This window comes from Stenoxybacter acetivorans DSM 19021 (genome assembly GCF_000745895.1).
GTDB lineage: Bacteria > Pseudomonadota > Gammaproteobacteria > Burkholderiales > Neisseriaceae > Stenoxybacter > Stenoxybacter acetivorans.
In genome coordinates this window covers 40,454-57,414 of sequence record NZ_JQKE01000013.1, presented here as the reverse complement: position 1 = coordinate 57,414, position 16,961 = coordinate 40,454, and the positions used below count along the sequence as shown (strand labels likewise).

At 46.6% G+C, this 16,961-nt stretch carries 15 protein-coding genes and 1 pseudogene; 9 read left to right on the top strand and 7 right to left on the bottom strand.

What is annotated here, in order from left to right:
- From Q384_RS13880 to Q384_RS12515, 8 genes and pseudogenes are all read left to right on the top strand, one after another.
- A pseudogene (locus Q384_RS13880) lies at positions 1 to 326 on the top strand (IS5/IS1182 family transposase); the annotation flags it as partial.
- A gap of 162 nt (positions 327 to 488) precedes the next feature.
- Positions 489 to 1,553 carry a class II fructose-bisphosphate aldolase gene (gene fba / locus Q384_RS02065; protein ID WP_037585643.1) on the top strand — a complete coding sequence of 355 codons (1,065 nt, stop codon included), beginning with the start codon at positions 489 to 491 and terminating at the stop codon, positions 1,551 to 1,553.
- Positions 1,554 to 1,869: 316 nt separating this feature from the next.
- Entirely contained in the window at positions 1,870 to 2,571 is a 702-nt protein-coding gene (locus Q384_RS02060; RefSeq protein ID WP_084224359.1) for a Bax inhibitor-1 family protein, read from the top strand.
- A 154-nt stretch (positions 2,572 to 2,725) separates the two neighbouring features.
- Positions 2,726 to 3,838 (top strand): methyltransferase, encoded by a 1,113-nt coding sequence (locus Q384_RS02055; protein WP_037585662.1) that lies wholly within the window; start codon positions 2,726 to 2,728, stop codon positions 3,836 to 3,838.
- 17 nt (positions 3,839 to 3,855) lie between these two features.
- A complete protein-coding gene (gene ribBA / locus Q384_RS02050; protein WP_156956400.1) occupies positions 3,856 to 4,959 on the top strand; it encodes a bifunctional 3,4-dihydroxy-2-butanone-4-phosphate synthase/GTP cyclohydrolase II in 1,104 nt (367 codons plus the stop codon).
- A gap of 357 nt (positions 4,960 to 5,316) precedes the next feature.
- Positions 5,317 to 5,487 carry a hypothetical protein gene (locus Q384_RS13095; RefSeq protein WP_156956398.1) on the top strand — a complete coding sequence of 57 codons (171 nt, stop codon included), beginning with the start codon at positions 5,317 to 5,319 and terminating at the stop codon, positions 5,485 to 5,487.
- A 31-nt stretch (positions 5,488 to 5,518) separates the two neighbouring features.
- A complete protein-coding gene (locus tag Q384_RS12520) occupies positions 5,519 to 6,115 on the top strand; it encodes a hypothetical protein (RefSeq protein ID WP_211251065.1) in 597 nt (198 codons plus the stop codon).
- Positions 6,116 to 6,546: 431 nt separating this feature from the next.
- Positions 6,547 to 7,131 (top strand): hypothetical protein, encoded by a 585-nt coding sequence (locus Q384_RS12515; protein ID WP_051940302.1) that lies wholly within the window; start codon positions 6,547 to 6,549, stop codon positions 7,129 to 7,131.
- 228 nt (positions 7,132 to 7,359) lie between these two features.
- Here Q384_RS12515 and mutS read toward each other — a convergent pair whose 3' ends face one another.
- The 3 genes from mutS to ruvB form a co-directional block, all read right to left on the bottom strand.
- Entirely contained in the window at positions 7,360 to 9,972 is a 2,613-nt protein-coding gene (gene mutS, locus Q384_RS02035; protein WP_037585642.1) for a DNA mismatch repair protein MutS, read from the bottom strand.
- 64 nt (positions 9,973 to 10,036) lie between these two features.
- Positions 10,037 to 10,429, bottom strand: coding sequence for a hypothetical protein (locus tag Q384_RS02030; protein ID WP_156956396.1), 393 nt, complete (start codon positions 10,427 to 10,429; stop codon positions 10,037 to 10,039).
- Positions 10,430 to 10,507: 78 nt separating this feature from the next.
- The gene (gene ruvB, locus Q384_RS02025) at positions 10,508 to 11,551 is read right to left on the bottom strand and encodes a Holliday junction branch migration DNA helicase RuvB (RefSeq protein WP_037585641.1); all 1,044 of its coding nucleotides are present in this window, start codon (positions 11,549 to 11,551) and stop codon (positions 10,508 to 10,510) included.
- Between the two features lie 271 nt (positions 11,552 to 11,822).
- On the opposite strand from ruvB, the gene Q384_RS02020 reads away from it, so the two are divergent.
- Positions 11,823 to 13,208, top strand: a complete 1,386-nt coding sequence (locus Q384_RS02020) for an SLC13 family permease (RefSeq protein ID WP_037585640.1) — start codon at positions 11,823 to 11,825, stop codon at positions 13,206 to 13,208.
- A 245-nt stretch (positions 13,209 to 13,453) separates the two neighbouring features.
- On the opposite strand, the gene metF is transcribed toward Q384_RS02020, so the two are convergent.
- From metF to Q384_RS02000, 4 genes are all read right to left on the bottom strand, one after another.
- Entirely contained in the window at positions 13,454 to 14,287 is an 834-nt protein-coding gene (metF, locus tag Q384_RS02015; protein ID WP_037585639.1) for a methylenetetrahydrofolate reductase [NAD(P)H], read from the bottom strand.
- A 258-nt stretch (positions 14,288 to 14,545) separates the two neighbouring features.
- Positions 14,546 to 14,917 carry a DMT family protein gene (locus tag Q384_RS02010; RefSeq protein ID WP_245608490.1) on the bottom strand — a complete coding sequence of 124 codons (372 nt, stop codon included), beginning with the start codon at positions 14,915 to 14,917 and terminating at the stop codon, positions 14,546 to 14,548.
- Between the two features lie 4 nt (positions 14,918 to 14,921).
- Complete coding sequence (argJ, locus tag Q384_RS02005) at positions 14,922 to 16,139, bottom strand: bifunctional glutamate N-acetyltransferase/amino-acid acetyltransferase ArgJ (protein ID WP_037585637.1); 1,218 nt, start codon at positions 16,137 to 16,139, stop codon at positions 14,922 to 14,924.
- Between the two features lie 299 nt (positions 16,140 to 16,438).
- A complete protein-coding gene (locus Q384_RS02000; protein WP_051940298.1) occupies positions 16,439 to 16,951 on the bottom strand; it encodes an FKBP-type peptidyl-prolyl cis-trans isomerase in 513 nt (170 codons plus the stop codon).
- Positions 16,952 to 16,961: the final 10 nt, after the last annotated feature.

The window sequence follows — 16,961 nt, the reverse complement described above, 5'->3', positions numbered from 1 at the left end:
ATTGTGATCAAGGTTATAAAGGACATGGATTAAAAGGAAAAGCAGAGGCTGATATTTATTTGGTTGGAAGAATACCTAAAGCAGCCGGTCAATTGATGAAAAAGATGATGAAGCGGCGCAGTGCAATAGAACCCATTATCGGTCATTTGAAAAAAGATAACCGTATGGGCATCAATTATTTAAAAGGCAAGATTGGTAATGAAATCAATCCGATTTTGGCTGCCGCTGCTTACAATTTCCGTAAATTGTTGACATGGTTGTTTTTTTGTCGAGAAAATTTAATTTTATTTAGGTTTTTAAGACAAGATTTTTGGCAAGTTGTTTGAATATTTTAGATCAGGTTCTTCAGGGACGACTACTTATTCAGGCAGCCTGCGCTGTGTCATAAAAATGCTATAATCAGTACAAATTTTTGCACGGTGCGGGTGTTTTTTATTGAAATATTTTGTGTTGCCTGCGCCAATATTTTCCCGATTTTGGAGATTCTTATGGCTTTGGTTTCCTTGCGCCAATTATTGGACCACGCTGCTGAACACAGTTATGGCTTGCCGGCGTTTAATGTAAATAATTTAGAACAAATGCGCGCCATTATGGAAGCGGCAGATGAAATGAATGCCCCCGTGATTGTGCAAGCCAGCGCGGGTGCGCGCAAATATGCGGGTGCACCGTTTCTGCGTCATTTGATTTTAGCGGCGGTGGAAGAGTTTCCGCATATCCCAGTGGTGATGCACCAAGACCACGGTACTTCACCCGATGTTTGCCAGCGTTCGATTCAACTGGGCTTTTCATCGGTGATGATGGACGGTTCGCTGAAAAGCGACGGCAAAACACCCGCTGATTATGCCTACAACGTTAATGTTACCCGAAATGTAGTCCAATTTTCCCATGCCTGCGGCGTGTCTGTAGAAGGTGAAATCGGCTGTTTGGGTAATTTGGAAACCGGTGATGCAGGCGAAGAAGACGGCATCGGTGCAGACGTAAAACTGGCGCATGACCAAATGCTCACAGATGTCGAAGAAGCGGCGCAATTTGTTAAAGACACGGGTGTGGACGCGCTGGCAATCGCCATCGGCACCAGTCACGGCGCATATAAATTCAGCCGAAAACCCACGGGTGATGTGTTGCGGATTGACCGCATTAAAGAAATTCACGAGCGTTTACCCAATACCCATTTGGTGATGCACGGTTCAAGCTCCGTGCCGCAAGAATGGCTGCGCATCATCAATGAATACGGCGGCAATATCGGCGAAACCTATGGTGTGCCGGTTGAAGAAATTGTTGAGGGCATTAAGTACGGCGTGCGCAAAGTTAATATTGATACCGACCTGCGTTTGGCAAGCACCGGTGCAATCCGCCGTTTTATGGCGCAAAATCCCGCTGAATTCGATCCGCGCAAATATCTGGCTGAAAGCGTTAAAGCAATGAAGCAAATATGTATTGATCGCTACCAAGCCTTTGGCGCGGTGGGGCAGGCAGATAAAATCAAGCCCATTTCTTTGGAGAAAATGGCAGATCGCTATTCACGCGGCGAATTGATTCAGATTGTGAAATAATAAACACAATCAATATGAGAACCTTTGCTTGGGGTTGTCAGGCAGTGAAACAGAACATCGGCAATTGGATTGCTTTAAGGGCGTTAAGATGTCGTGTGCTTATCTGTCTGCTAACGCCGTCAGCTGTAAATAATAGATTGCCGCGCCTGTGTTTACGATGGCAAAGCCTATGATTTTATAATGATAAAGATGCTTTTTATTTGGGCAGGTTTTGTGTTTCAGCAATATAGAGAGTTGTTATTTTTTAATAAACCCTTATTTGGGCGATAATCACACAGATTGTTTCAGGCAGCCCTAACATTTTCAGGAGAAAATCATGAATCAACCGCAGCGAGATGCCTACGACTATACCCATTTAGGGCAGGGCGTGGCACAAACCGATCAAAACGTTGTTTTGCGCAAAACCTATGGCTTATTGGGCTTGAGTTTTATTCCGTGCCTTGCGGGTGCTTTTGTCGGCATGCAATTTAATTTCGTCTCTTTATTCAGCAATTATTGGCTCAGTATCATCGCCTTTTTTGCCTTTTTCTACGGCATGTGTTTTGCGATTGAGAAAAACCGCTACAGCAATGTGGGTGCGGCTTTACTTATGGTATTTACCTTTGGTTTGGGCTTTATGCTGGGACCGATTCTGCAGCTGAGCAGCACATTCAGCAATGGCGGACAATTGGTTGCCTTAGCGGCAGCGATGACAGCCGGTGTGTTTCTGGTTATGGCAGTTGTTGCGCGGCGCACCAATGTCAATATGAATGGTTTGGGGCGTTTCCTAATGGTGGGCGCGGTGGTGCTGATGGTGGGCGTGGTGGCAAATTTATTTTTAAAACTGCCGGTGTTGTCGCTCACTTTGGCTGCTGCATTTGTCATTTTCAGCTCTTTGCTGATTATGTGGCAAATCCGCACAGTGATTGATGGCGGCGAGACCAGCCACATCAGTGCCGCACTGACCATTTTTATTTCACTCTACAATATTTTCACCAGTTTGCTGCAAATTTTGTTGGCTTTAAGCGGCAGAGAATAGCAAAACGACAGCGGCTGCAATTATGGGTTAGCCGCTCGCATGAAAATAAAATGCCTGTTGTTTAACAGGCATTTTCTGCGCAGTAAAGAATTGTTTTTATTATTTGTTTTCAGGCAGCCTGAAAGAATGCTGATTAAAGCGTACAATGCAGAGCATGAATACATGGCTTACTTGGACGGAAAACGGGCAAACACGGCAAGCGCGCTGGCATCAGGGCAATGGCGCGGCAATACCCAAAAAAATTGTATCGGTTGATGCCGTCGGTGCTGATAAAGCCTTGACTTTAATGCACGCACAAACGGCATTGCTGTGGCGCGGTGATTATCATCAGGCGAAGCAATTACTGGCGGCGATTAAAAAACGCGTTCGCGGTAAAAACCGTGTGCAAAATGATTTTCATCGCTATCGAATGCAGCAGGCGCAGCAAAGCCGCTTGTTCCAATTATTGTTGCTGGAAGTGAACGGTGAGGCGAAGTTAAGTAACCCGCGCGCACCGAGTATCGCCGATGCTTTGCGTGATGCCGGTTTGAATTTGCCGAATGAACCATTTTTACTGCCGTTGCACTTATTGCTGGGTTATATTGGTGCATACGAATGGCACAAGCAGGGCATTGCGGTTGCTGCTTTGGATCAACAAACCATTCATGTGCCGTTTGGCGTATTTTCACCGATTCGCGGCGAATACATTGATTTGACAGCACAAGCTGTGCTGCCGAATCCTTGCCGAACAGCGTGGGACATCGGCACAGGCAGTGGTGTGCTGGCGGCTGTGCTGGTTCGGCGCGGTGTACAAAAGATTATAGCAACCGATATTAATCCGCGTGCGTTGGCAGCGGCAAACGCCAATATTGAGCGATTGGGTTTAACCGGACAAGTGGCTGTTCAAGCCGCTGATTTATTTCCGGTAGCGGCAGCCAAAGCCGATTTAATTGTGTGCAATCCGCCGTGGCTGCCTGCCAAACCCGCCGCTGATATAGAAACCGCGCTTTATGATCCGCAGCATGCCATGCTGCAAGCTTTTTTAAACGGCGCGAGCGGGCATTTAACAGAAAGCGGACAAGTGTGGCTGATTATGTCTGATTTAGCGGAACACTTGGGCTTGCGATCACCCGATGCACTGCAACAATGGTTTCAGGCAGCCGGTTTGCAGGTGATTGCCCGCAGCAGTATCCGTCCAAGCCACCCCAAAACGCAGCAAACCGATAATCCGCTGCATGCGGCACGAATGCAGGAAACCACCACATTGTGGCAATTAACTCGGATTTAACCATTTTGGAAGAACACATAATGAGCATTTCTGCCATTCCTGAAATTCTTGCTGACATTAAAGCCGGCAAAATGGTGATTCTCACTGACGCGGAAGACCGTGAAAATGAGGGTGATTTAATCATGGCGGCGCAGTTTGTTACGCCCGAATCCATTAATTTTATGATTAAACACGCCAGAGGTTTGGTGTGTTTGCCTATGGAAGAGAGCATGGTGGACAGGTTGCATCTGCCGCTGATGACACAAAAAAACGGTGCGCAATACGGAACGAATTTCACGGTTTCCATTGAAGCGGCACACGGTATTTCGACGGGTATTTCTGCCGCAGACCGCGCACTCACCGTTCAAACCGCTGTTTCGCCCACCGCGAAAGCGGAAGACATTGTTCAGCCCGGGCATATTTTTCCGTTGCGCGCACAAAAAGGCGGTGTGTTGGTGCGCGCAGGACACACCGAAGCCAGTGTGGATTTGGCGCAAATGTGCGGCTTGATTGGTGCGGCGGTGATTTGTGAAATCATCAATGATGACGGCACGATGGCGCGGATGCCCCAGTTGCAGGCTTTTGCTCAGCAGCACGGCATCAAAATTGCCACCATTGCGGATTTAATTGAATACCGCAGCCGCACCGAAAATCTGCTGGAAGAAATGGGCGACAACCTTGTTATCACACCTTGGGGTGAGTTCAGACAGCATGTTTATGTGGATAAACTTTCCGGAGAGACCCATTTGGCTTTGGTGAAAGGCAATCTTAATCAGGAAAAAGAAGTGCTGGTGCGTGTGCATGAACCGTTTAGTGTTATGGATTTTATCAGCCCCAATCCGCAGCACACATGGAGCTTGCCCGCCGCTTTGCAGCATATTCAGGCAGCCGATGCGGGCGTGGTGATTTTATTGCACCGCACCGAAAATGGTGCTGCTTTGCTTGACCGTACTTTGCCGCAGGGTGTTCATCAAGGCAGACGTTGGGACAGAAAAACCTATGGTATTGGTGCGCAAATTTTGGCGGGATTGAATGTAAAAAAAATGCGGGTAATGGGTAAACCGTCTTCATTCAGCGGTTTAACCGGATTTGGGTTGGAAATTGTCGGCTTTGAAGAAGCCGATGACAGCGTTAAAAATTAACGGCTGTTTCCGGTATTGGCAGTACGGGTGCAGCAGGTATTACAAATCATATTTATTTTTTGCCTAAGGGTTTCGGCAAGATACCATTTATAAAATCTGAGACAATGATTTATTTTGAGGCAAGAGCTGCCGGATTTACTTGTCAGCAGTAGCCTGATTTTGCCAATAAAATTCACGAATTAAGTAATAGACAATAAAGGCTGTGCTTTTTTATCGATGATTACCTTAGTCTTGCTCTGCCCCAGTTTTTTCGGAGACTGAACATTCTGAAAAAATTCAGTCATAAACAAAAAAATTATTCCTCCTAAGAAAAAAGACATCAATAGAAAAGTCTTTTACTTATTGCTGGCATATAAAATGAATGGAGAAACAGGCAAAGTAACAGAATACGATGATAAAGGAAATCCTAAAAAAGTCACCGTGCCATTTATAAAACCATTAAATTATGAAAATAATACCGATTATTCTACTTGTTTTGCTGTTGAGCTCATGCAGCGGACAAGAAAAAAAAGATACATTAACCCCTAAAAAAAATAATGTCATGACAGAAAAAAGTGTCATGATAGAAAAATTTGACTTTGATATCTATAATAAAACCCATAATGGTTCCGAGGAATATACCCTGCCTAACGGGAATACTGTATATTTAATGGATTTTGACAAAAATGGAGGATTCCAATATGAGAGACTGCCCAGTCCGAGTTTTTACACCGTGTATAAAGAATTTTATGCTAATGGAAATATAAAGAAAAAGGAGACCTTTATAGGCAGTCATGTAAAAGTAAGGACATCTTATTATTACGATAGAGATGGCGGCTTGGTAAAACAGGTAGATGAAGACCAAAAATTTGGAAAAATCAAGCCCCTGCAGGTGTTGGAATTTCTTCAGGAAAAAGGTTATATTGATTTAAAAACAGGAAAAGGAAGAGTAGATGAAGACGGAATGCAGGTTTTCTGGTTGGATTTTAACATAATGGAACGGAAAAAAATATGGACAATAGGAATTGTTAAAGGAAGATCCAATGATGGCCCGGCCAACTTTCCCGATATAGGCGAACCTTCTGCATATATTCCTATATGTTATTATATGGATGGTGAAACCGGAAAGATTTCGGAAACTTCGCCGTTGCAGGAATGCAGGGAGATGGGAATTTAATCAACAGTCTTAAAAAATCTCCGAGTACGCCATATTCTTTTCTAAAAGACCTTTCCCAAAATACTTATCAAGTGTTCAAGGGCAGAGTCTATGCCAAAGAGCAGTGGCAAGCGTTCCGCCAAAGCGATGGTACATTAGCACATGAAATATGACACACAATGAGCCTTTGTCACACTTTTGACAACGACAGTGCCTTTACTTTTCCACGGAAAATTACGGAAAATATTATGGATTACACCGATACCCATTATGGCATATAAAAATAGCAATGGGATATCATAAGGGAAAATAGTTTAGTTATCAAGGAAAAAATAAATTATGAAAAAACCAATATTATATTTATGTCTGGGATTGCTCATGGTTTCATGCAGCGGGCAAAATAAAGAAATAGAAAAAACAATAAATAATCAACAAAAAATAATTAAAAAAATATGATTATAGAGAGATTTGATATAGAAGAGTTTAATAAACATCAGAAAAATAGAGAATGGAATTTTACAGATAAAGAGGAAAATAGAATCCGCCAAATCAAACACGGGGAAGAGGGTTATATTGTAGAAATAACAAACAATAAAGAGATTTTTACAATGGGAAAATACTTTTACCCAAATGGAATTCTGGCACAAAAAGGATTATATTTTTGGAGTGGTGGGTTTAATAAGGGCATTTGGACGGACTATGATGAAAGGGGAAATATAGTAGAACAGACCGATTATGATGCGCCCTATAAAAACTACCCTTGGGAAAAAATCAAAGCCCATATGGAAAGCAAGGGTGCAGATTTATTAGATCCTTTCACTCATGTTTCCAGAGAAAACGAAAATAACCACCCTATGTGGTATATAAGTTGGCTTACCCAAGGATTTGACAAAAGCGGCAACCAAATGATACGCAATGAGGAAATAGACGGCAACACAGGAAAAGTATTACTGATATATAATGTCTATTATTATGAACCAACCGATGGAATACCGCCTCCTGAAAAAGAAATCATCTATGATGCCAACGAGAGATAGAGTATTTCAGTGATAAAAAAACAGATAATCATGAAATAATTTATTGGTTTTTATTGCTATTCCATTAATAAGTACATTATTTATTCATGAAATTTTAAAAACAAGATCAAAATTGGTTTTAGCGGAAAAAGAATTATCATCATTAAATTTATTTCCGATATTCTCGGGGCGAATACCCATATACTTCTTGATGTTTTATATTAAGTAAGTGTATGGGTATTTTTATGTTCAGTCTGTGTGCTGTTGTCCATTTTGCCAGCATTCTTTGAGCCGATACACATAATCCAATGCTGTTTTTGGCGTCAGTTCATCGGGTGTACATTTACTCAGCAGTTGTGCCAATTCATCAGATATTGTTTGACCGGGCACATCATTGTCTGTTGCGGCTGCCTGAAAAACCGGAGCAGATGAGGTGAAAATATCCAGTTGAGTTTGTGTTGCGGCAGCGTGTTGTTCCAAGTCATGCAGATGCTTGCGGGCGGCAGTGAGGGCGCGGGCGGGCAAACCTGCCAGTTTGGCAACGGCGATGCCGTAGCTTTTGCTGGCAGGACCCGGTTCAATGCGGTGTAAGAAAACGATGTCATGCCCTTGTTCCAATGCGGCAAGGTGCATGTTTACGGCGGCGGCGTGCTGTTCGGGTAATCGGGTTAATTCAAAATAATGGGTGGCAAACAGGGTGAAACTGCGGTTTTTTTGCAGCAGATGCTCGGCAATTGCTTGTGCCAATGCCAAGCCGTCAAACGTGGATGTGCCGCGGCCGACTTCGTCCATTAAAACCAGCGATTGCTCGGTGGCATGGCGCAGAATGTAGGCGGTTTCTGACATTTCCACCATAAATGTGGAACGGTTGCCAGCCAAGTCGTCAGACGCACCAATGCGGGTGAAAATGTGGTCAATCGCACCCAGCGTGCAGGATTGCGCAGGAACGGGTGCGCCGATGTGGGCGAGCAATACAATCAGCGCGGTTTGACGCATATAGGTGGACTTGCCACCCATATTCGGACCGGTAATCAGCATCAGCCGGCGTTTGTCGTCCAATCGGGTGTGATTGGGTGTGAATGCCGCCGTTTGTGCGGCAACCACGGGGTGGCGACCATGGTTGATGTGAATGCAGGGATAGTCCACCCATTGCGGTAAGCAATAATCCGCTTCATGCAGATTGGCTGCCAAGCAGCTGAGTACGTCCAATTGGGCGGTGGCTTTGGCACATTGCTGTAAAACAGGTAAATGGGTTTGTAGCTGAACGATGAAAGCATCATACAGCCGTTTTTCCAAGGCAAGTGAATTTTCCTGCGCATTTAATACCTTGTCTTCAAAAATTTTGAGTTCAGGCGTGATGTAGCGCTCGGCATTTTTCAGGGTTTGGCGGCGCTGGTAGTCAGCAGGGGCGTTTTCGGCTTGGGCTTTACTCAGCTCAATGTAAAAACCGTGGACGCGGTTGAATTCCACTTTTAAGGTGCTGATGCCGGTGCGTGTCCGTTCTCTTGCTTCCAATTGCTGTAAAAATTCGTCGCCGTGATTTTGAATGCGGCGCAGATCGTCCAATTCGGCGTGATAGCCATCATTGATAACACCGCCGTCGCGCAGCCACACGGCAGGCTCGGGCAGAATGGCAGCGGTAATGAGGTCGGCAATGGCTTGTCCTTGCGGAAAAACAGACAGCAAGGTGGCCACCAAACTGCTGTTGTTCAGCGCATCGTTTTCAGGCAGCCTGAAAGCGGCAAGGATATTTAAACTGTTGCTCAGGGCGGATAAATCACGCGGGCGGACACTGCCCACGGCAATGCGGGCGGCAATCCGTTCAATGTCCGATACGCCGTTCAGCATGTCATGAATGATGTGCCAATGAGGTGCGAGCGATTGCACCGCATGTTGCCGCGTTTCGATGTGTGTTCTGCGGCGCAAAGGGTGGTGCAGCCACAATGCCAATAAGCGGCTGCCCATGTGGGTGGCACAATGGTCTAAAACCGATAATAAAGTGGGTGATTTTTGACCGCTTAAGGTTTGGGTTAATTCCAGATTGCGGCGGGTGGCGGCGTCCATGTCAAGGTATTGCCCGCCGTCGTCTAGGCTGAGGTTGTCTAAGTGATGCGGAATTTGGCTTTGGGTTTGGCGGGCATAATTCAATAATGCCGCCGCCGCACCGATGGCGGCGTCATCGTCTTTCGGTGTTAAACCAAATGCGCGTAAATCTTGGCTGCCAAAGTGCCGCTGAATCAACTCCGTGCCGCTGTCGGCGGCAAATTGCCAATGATTTAGGCGGGTGAGGCGTTGATTGGGCAAGGTTAAGTCATCGGCAACGTTGTCGGGTACTAAGATTTCAGCGGCTTGAAGCCGTGCCAATTCGTGCGGTAAGGCTTCTGCGGTGGTGTGTTTGGTTTTGAATTCACCGCTTTGTAACGACAGCCATGCCAGCCCGATGCGTTTTTTCAGGGGGTAAATGGCGGCGATGCGGTTGGTTTCTTTATCTTCCAGAAGGGCGTTGTCGGTGAGTGTACCGGGCGTAACAATACGGGTTACTTTGCGTTCTACCGGTCCTTTACCCGCGCCCACTTCGCCCACTTGTTCGCAAATAGCAACGCTTTTGCCGAGTTTGATGAGTTTGGCAAGGTATTGTTCGGCGGCGTGATACGGAACACCCGCCATTTTAATGGGTTCACCATTCATTTGCCCGCGGGCGGTGAGAGTGATGTCCAGCAAACGGGCGGCTTCTTCCGCATCGGTCAGAAACAACTCGTAAAAATCACCCATGCGGTAAAACAACAGTTTGTCGGTGTGTTCGGCTTTTACGGCAAGGTATTGCGCCATCATGGGAGTGAGTGGTTTGACGGTGTTGCTCATGTGATGCCTTATGCTGCAAGTTGGGGGTTATGGGCTGTTTTATATATTGCCCTGAAAAAACGGTTTACCGACAGTGGAATCGACCGCAACGCCAGCGCGGAAACAGCCAATCATCATCGTACATCTGCTGCCGCCATGCCCAATCTTCTGCTTGCTGCAAACGGGTTTGATTCAAGTAATTATTCCATGCCAATTGGTAGCAGCTTTGAAACAAAGGATTGCTGATTTTTTCGCGGTAGCGTTCAGCGTCTTTTTGTGTTTCTTTGGCTGTGAGGAAAGCAGGATTCTCTGCTTGGCGGCGCATTAAATCGGCGGTTTCCTGATCGCATTGCGCCGCCAAACGCAAGCCTAATTCTTGCTGGGCGCGTCGTTCACGTTCTTGCTGTGCCGCGATTTGTTCGGGTGTGGCACAGGCGGATAAGGCAAGAATTGTCAATGTGCTGTACAAAAAAGCCATTTTTTTCATTATGTTGTACTCCGGCTGCCTGAAAACAGGTGAATGAATGGTTTGAAAATGATGATTGTAACGAGGAATCTAAGGTTCAGCGGCAACCACAGGTAAACCGAAATGACGGTAACTGCGTTCAGTCGCCATGCGCCCGCGCGGGGTACGCTGTAAAAAGCCTTGCTGAATTAAATAAGGCTCAATAACATCTTCTATGGTGTCGGCAGATTCGCTGATGGCGGCGGCAACATTATCCAAGCCCACGGGGCCGCCATTAAATTTATATAAAACGGCTTCTAAAAAGCGGCGGTCCATCGTGTCTAAGCCGCAAGTGTCCACGTCCAGCATCAATAAGGCGGCATCGGCGATGGCGGCATCAATTTCGCCTTGGTGTTTGACTTCGGCATAATCGCGCACTCGGCGCAGCAAGCGATTGGCAATGCGCGGTGTGCCTCGGCTGCGTTTGGCGATTTCTGCCGCACCTTCTGCGGAGATGTTTAACTGCAATAATTGTGCGGAGCGCGCCACAATGGTGGTTAAATCTGTATGGTTATAAAACTCCAGCCGTGCCACAATGCCGAAACGGTCGCGTAGCGGATTGGTGAGCATGCCCGCCCGTGTGGTTGCCCCCACTAAGGTAAACGGCGGCAAATCAATTTTTACCGAACGCGCCGCCGGACCTTCGCCAATCATGATGTCGAGTTGGTAGTCTTCCAGTGCGGGATACAAAATTTCTTCCACCACCGGACTTAGGCGGTGAATTTCATCAATAAATAAAACATCGTGTGCTTCCAGATTGGTGAGCAGCGCCGCTAAATCCCCGGCGCGTTCCAACACGGGTCCTGATGTTTGGCGCAGATTAACACCCAATTCCCGTGAAATAATGTGCGCCAGAGTGGTTTTACCCAAACCCGGCGGACCAAACAATAAGGTGTGATCTAAGGCTTCGCCGCGTTTTTTGGCTGCCTGAATAAAAATAGACAGCTGCTCTTTGGCTTTGTGCTGCCCGATATAATCTGCCAAAGTTTTCGGGCGTAGCGCACGTTCGAGTAAATCTTCTTGGGCAGAAGCGGATTGAGCATTGATTAAACGCGGCGGGGTATCGGCGGCGGAAAGATTGTCGGTGTGCAGCATGTGTGTGCTTAGAAAAATAATTTTTTGTATGATACCGCAGTTACAGGACAGACGGCAGTTGTTTGATTTGGCATAATACTGCGTAAACTATATAAAAGCATGATAACACCGTGCCGATATGTGTGGTTTTATTATCGTGATTAGCATTGATTTCCAAAATATTTGCCAAAAGGCGATGTTTTTGATGAAATATCACTGCTTTTTAATATGCCCATTATTATTTTCAGCCCACCTCAATAATAATGGTTTCTTTTTTCAATCGGAGAATCTTATGGAAGCAAATGACCAGCTCAGTGAACACATGCCGCGCGGCAATCTGAAAGGATTGGTGATTGTGGCAATTGCTGCTTTGGCGGCTTATATTTTGTATTTAATATTACCGTATGATACTAACGCCAACAAAGGGCTGGCAATTTTGCTGTTTGTGGCGATTTTGTGGTTTACCGAAGCGGTGCACATCACCATTACTGCATTATTGGTGCCGATTTTGGCGGCTGTGGTGGGTATTCCCGAGATGGACACCAAAAAAGCCTTAACCGGTTTTGCCGATCCCACTATTTATATTTTCTTTGGCGGTTTTGCTTTGGCAACCGCACTGCACATTCAAAAACTCGACCGAAAAATTGCTTTATGGCTGATTTCATTGTCTAAAGGCAATCTCATGGTGGCGGTGTTGCTGATATTTGGCGTAACCGCTTTTTTGTCAATGTGGATTAGCAACACGGCAACGGCGGCGATGATGCTGCCCTTGGCTATGGGTATGATGAGCCATTTGGACAAAAACAAGGATCGTAAAATTTTTGTGTTTGTGTTGTTGGGTATTGCTTATTGCGCCAGTATCGGCGGGCTGGGTACGGTTGTCGGTTCTCCGCCCAATGCCATTGCCGCCAAAGCCTTGGGCTTGGATTTTGCCGGCTGGATGAAACACGGTTTGCCGATGATGTTGGTGTTGCTGCCGATGATGCTGGTGTCTTTGTATCTGGTATTGCGTCCGAAATTCAGCCAAAGCGATGCGGTGTTGAGCAGCGAAAATATTCCGTGGACGCGTTCGCGCATTGTTGCTTTAATTTTGTTTGTGTGTACTGCACTGGCGTGGATTTTCAGCAGCAAACTCAAAGCCGCTTTTGGCTTAACTGATCAAGATGCCCTTATCGCGCTGACTGCGGCGGTGTTGGTGGTTATGCTTGGGCTGGCAACTTGGCACGAAGTGGCAGAAAATACCGATTGGGGCGTGCTGCTGTTGTTTGGCGGCGGCATTGCTTTGAGTAATTTGCTGAAAAATTCCGGTGCATCGAAAGTGTTGGGTGAACAAATGGCATCGACTTTTGCACTGGCACATCCGTTTATCGTGATTCTTGCGGTGGCAGCATTTATTATTATCTTAACGGAATTTACCAGCAACACCGCTTCTGCCGCTTTGCTTGTTCCGATTTTTGCCAGTGTTGCCGACCAAATGGGCTTGCCCAAAGAAGTGATGGTATTGATTATCGGCATTGGTGCATCTTGTGCATTTATGTTGCCGGTGGCAACGCCGCCCAACGCGATTGTGTTTGGTACCGGTTTGATTCGGCAGCGAGACATGATGACTGTGGGCGGTGTATTGAATGCGTTGTGTATTGCGGTGGTATCGCTGTGGGCGTACTTCTTTTTGATGTAAGCAAATCAAGCCAACACCGATATTTTGGATTTGGCTGAAATACAAACCGCGCCGTTGCGAGTATTCGTCAGCGGCGCGGTTTATTTCTGTTTCGATGTTCGCAACGGGTTTACACAACAGGCAATTGTTTGCAAAAATTTGAAATGGAACCCCAATGCCTGAAAGCGGTTTTCAGAGTTTACAAACCTGCTGACTAAATGCGCTTATGGTGATTGAAGTAAATCAAGGTTGCTTCCAAAACATTCTTAATATCCCAGCCGCTGGCAAATAGTGGATACCAATCCGGCTTGATTCAGGGTATAAAAATGCAGGCTGGGTGCGCCGTTTTGTAACAGGCGGCTGCACATCTCAGTAACCACATCTAATCCCAAAGCCTTAATTGATGCGGTGTCATCGGCGTAAGACTGTAATTTCAAGCGCAGCCAACGGGGAATTTCCGCACCGCAGGTTTCGGAAAACCGTGCCAGTTTGGAGAAGCTGGCTATCGGCATGATGCCGGGAATGATTGGAATATTCACGCCGCGGCTTTGTACGTCATCAACAAAACGAAAATAACTGTCGGTATTGAAAAAATACTGGGTAATGGCGGAATCCGCACCGGCTTTGCATTTGCGCACAAAATGATTGATGTCATCTTCCGCACTGCGTGCTTGCGGGTGAAACTCGGGATAGGCGGCTACCTCAATGTGAAAGGCATTGCCGAATGTTTCTTTAATCAGGCTGACAAGCTCGTTGGCGTAGCGCAAACCACGGCTGCCTGAACCCACACCGGACGGAATATCGCCGCGCAAGGCGACAATATGACGAATACCCATGTTTTGGTAGTCTTGTAAAATTTCTGTCATTTCTTCTTGGGACGCACCCACACAAGCCAGATGCGGCGCGGCGGTTAAACCTTCTGTCATGATGTCGGTGATGGTTTGCAGCGTGCCTTCACGGGTGGTGCCGCCCGCGCCGTAGGTGCAGGAGAAAAAAGCGGGGTTGTATTGGCGCAATTGTTTGCGGGTAATCGCCAGTTTTCGCCTGCTTTCTTCAGTGCGGGTGGGAAAGAATTCAAAACTTAAGGGTCTGAGGTTCATGGCTTAATCCAACTGAATCGGGAAAGTAATGGGTTGTTAATGTCTTGCTGCTGTCGGCAATTAGTAATCAAATCAAAAATGCCATATGGGCAATCAAAATTCAAGCTACTGCTGAGCAGATATGTAATCTGTTTTTCTGATGTTCAATTATTTAATCGGTGGATTGCTGTATTGGCGGCATTTTGCCGAAATAATTATTTTTGCTGAAAGTATATTTTCAGGCAGCCTGAATATTTTAATATTGATTTTCAATGGCGGTTAATGTTTAAACGCAAAATACACTGCACCCAGTATTAAAACAAAGCTGACGGCGTAATTCCATTTGAAACTGTCTTGCAGATAAAACACGGCAAACAGAACAAATACGGTAAGGGTAATGGCTTCCTGCATGATTTTGAGCTGAAACGGTTTGATGTGCCAAGCCGCGCCGAAGTGATTGGCAGGCACAACAAAGCAATATTCAAGCAGGGCGATGCCCCAACTGATTAACACAATTTGCCATAAGGGAAAAGCGGTTTGCCCGGGCTTGATGTGCCAATACCAAGCAAAAGTCATGACGAAATTGGAAACCGCCAAAAGTGCGGCAACGGTTAGATAGTGCATATTGAGCCGATAAAAGTAGCAATACAAACAATCAACTGCGGTAATCGGCGTTAATCGCCACGTATTCTTTGGATAAATCGCAAGTATAAATTTCAGCAGCGGCGATACCGCGATTCAAATCAACGGTGATGGTGATTTCCGCTTCATTCATTACTGCTTGTCCTGCCTCTTCGGTGTAGCCGGCTGCGCGTCCGCCGTTTTCGGCAACCAATACACTGCCCAAATACACCTTTAATTTATCTGTGTCTAAATCAGCAATGCCTGCATAGCCGATGGCACATAAGATTCGTCCCAAATTGGGGTCTGAGGCATAAAATGCGGTTTTTACCAAAGGTGAACGGGCAATGGCGTAGCCCACTTGGCGTGCTTCGGCAACCGTGTGTGCATTTTTTACAGATACGGTAATCAATTTGCTTGCGCCTTCACCGTCGCGGACAATGGCTTGTGCTAATTCCAGTGCCAAATCGGATAAAGCGGCGGCAACGGCGGCGCAATTGGCATCGTCAAACGATTGAATTTTGGTCATGCCGCTTTTGCCTGTTGCTACTGCTACAAAACTGTCGTTGGTGCTGGTGTCGCCGTCAACAGTAATGGCATTGAACGAAGTTTGTGCCGCATCACGGACCAATTGCTGCCATACGGGTTGAGCAATGGCGGCATCAGTGAAGATAAAGCCGAGCATGGTTGCCATATTGGGGTGTATCATGCCCGCGCCCTTGGCAATGCCGGTGAACCGAACGGGTTTGCCGTCAATGATTACTTGGCGGCTGGCGGCTTTCGGCACGGTATCGGTAGTCATAATCGCCGCTGCCGCTTGTGTCCAATGAACGGGTTTGACTTTGGGCAGAGCGGCAATAATTTTTTCGGCGGGCAAGGGCTCTAAAATCACGCCCGTTGAAAAGGGCAATACCTGTCCGGGTGCACAAGAGAGCTGTTTGGCAACGGATTGGCACACCAACAGCGCATCATCACGCCCTTTTTTTCCTGTGCCGGCGTTGGCATTACCTGTATTGATGATGAGCGCACGAATGGGATAATGCCCTGCTAAATGCTGCTTGGCAATTTGCACCGGTGCGGCGCAAAAACGATTTTGAGTGAACACCGCACCAACACTGTTGGCGGAATTCAAGACAATCAATGTGATGTCATCACGCCCTGTTTTTTTGATGCCCGCTTGTCCGACATAAACCTGCACGCCATCAATGCTGAGAATGTCTTTATCAGCGGCTGCCTGAAGATTGACTGCCATAATCGTTACCTTCAATAACTCAGAAAATTGCTTGCTTGTTATAATGCCGTTAATTACCGAAGCTGGCAAGCAGTTATTGGGCTTGGATTATGTGTTGTTTTTTTGTTCATATCGTATTGCGGCGTGAGCAAGCGATACTTGCCATGCGGTAACCTTATTCAGAGCAGGGCTTGCCCGCAGTATCTGTGAAATGAATTGTACAGTCAGGCAACCAGCGGCAGAAACCCACCGAAGTGAATCGGCAGAATACCGCAGGGCACCAGTAAAAATCCCCTGCCTTTAGACAGGGGAGGAAGAGGTTAATTGCCCACTTTCAGTAATTCCACTTCAAATATCAATGGGCTGTTCGGCGGAATGGCTCCGGGTACGCCGCGTTCGCCGTATCCTAACTCCGGCGGAATGAATAAAGTAACCGCGCCGCCTTCCTGCACCAATTGCAAGCCTTCTGTCCAGCCCGCAATCACTTGATTGAGCGCGAAACTGACGGGTTGTCCGCCGTGTTTATCGGTGCTGTCAAACACAGTGCCGTCAGGCAGACGACCAATGTATTTCACGGTAACCATGTCATCGGCTTTCGGGGTTTTGCCGCTGCCGGCTTTGGTGATGCTGTATTGTAAACCGGAGGCAGTGGTTTGTATGTTTTCAGGTTGAACGGGTGCAACAGGTGTAGCAGGTGCAGCGGTTGAAGAAGCAATCATGGGCGGATTTTCAGGTGTATTGGCTTGAAAGCCGTTGTTGTTATTGTGGCAGGCACTCAGCAATGAAGCCGCGCAAACGGCAAAGCTGAACCAAAGTAAGCGTGGGTGTTTCATGAGGTATCCA

Excerpts from the sequence above, each read along its gene's own strand:
- fba (WP_037585643.1), top strand. The coding sequence starts at position 489 with ATGGCTTTGGTTTCCTTGCGCCAATTATTGGACCACGCTGCTGAACAC.
- Q384_RS02060 (WP_084224359.1), top strand. The coding sequence starts at position 1,870 with ATGAATCAACCGCAGCGAGATGCCTACGACTATACCCATTTAGGGCAG.
- Q384_RS02055 (WP_037585662.1), top strand. The coding sequence starts at position 2,726 with ATGAATACATGGCTTACTTGGACGGAAAACGGGCAAACACGGCAAGCG.
- Q384_RS13095 (WP_156956398.1), top strand. The coding sequence starts at position 5,317 with ATGAATGGAGAAACAGGCAAAGTAACAGAATACGATGATAAAGGAAAT.
- Q384_RS12520 (WP_211251065.1), top strand. The coding sequence starts at position 5,519 with ATGATAGAAAAATTTGACTTTGATATCTATAATAAAACCCATAATGGT.
- Q384_RS12515 (WP_051940302.1), top strand. The coding sequence starts at position 6,547 with ATGATTATAGAGAGATTTGATATAGAAGAGTTTAATAAACATCAGAAA.
- mutS (WP_037585642.1), bottom strand. The coding sequence starts at position 9,972 with ATGAGCAACACCGTCAAACCACTCACTCCCATGATGGCGCAATACCTT.
- Q384_RS02030 (WP_156956396.1), bottom strand. The coding sequence starts at position 10,429 with ATGGCTTTTTTGTACAGCACATTGACAATTCTTGCCTTATCCGCCTGT.
- ruvB (WP_037585641.1), bottom strand. The coding sequence starts at position 11,551 with ATGCTGCACACCGACAATCTTTCCGCCGCCGATACCCCGCCGCGTTTA.
- Q384_RS02020 (WP_037585640.1), top strand. The coding sequence starts at position 11,823 with ATGGAAGCAAATGACCAGCTCAGTGAACACATGCCGCGCGGCAATCTG.
- metF (WP_037585639.1), bottom strand. The coding sequence starts at position 14,287 with ATGAACCTCAGACCCTTAAGTTTTGAATTCTTTCCCACCCGCACTGAA.
- argJ (WP_037585637.1), bottom strand. The coding sequence starts at position 16,139 with ATGGCAGTCAATCTTCAGGCAGCCGCTGATAAAGACATTCTCAGCATT.
- Q384_RS02000 (WP_051940298.1), bottom strand. The coding sequence starts at position 16,951 with ATGAAACACCCACGCTTACTTTGGTTCAGCTTTGCCGTTTGCGCGGCT.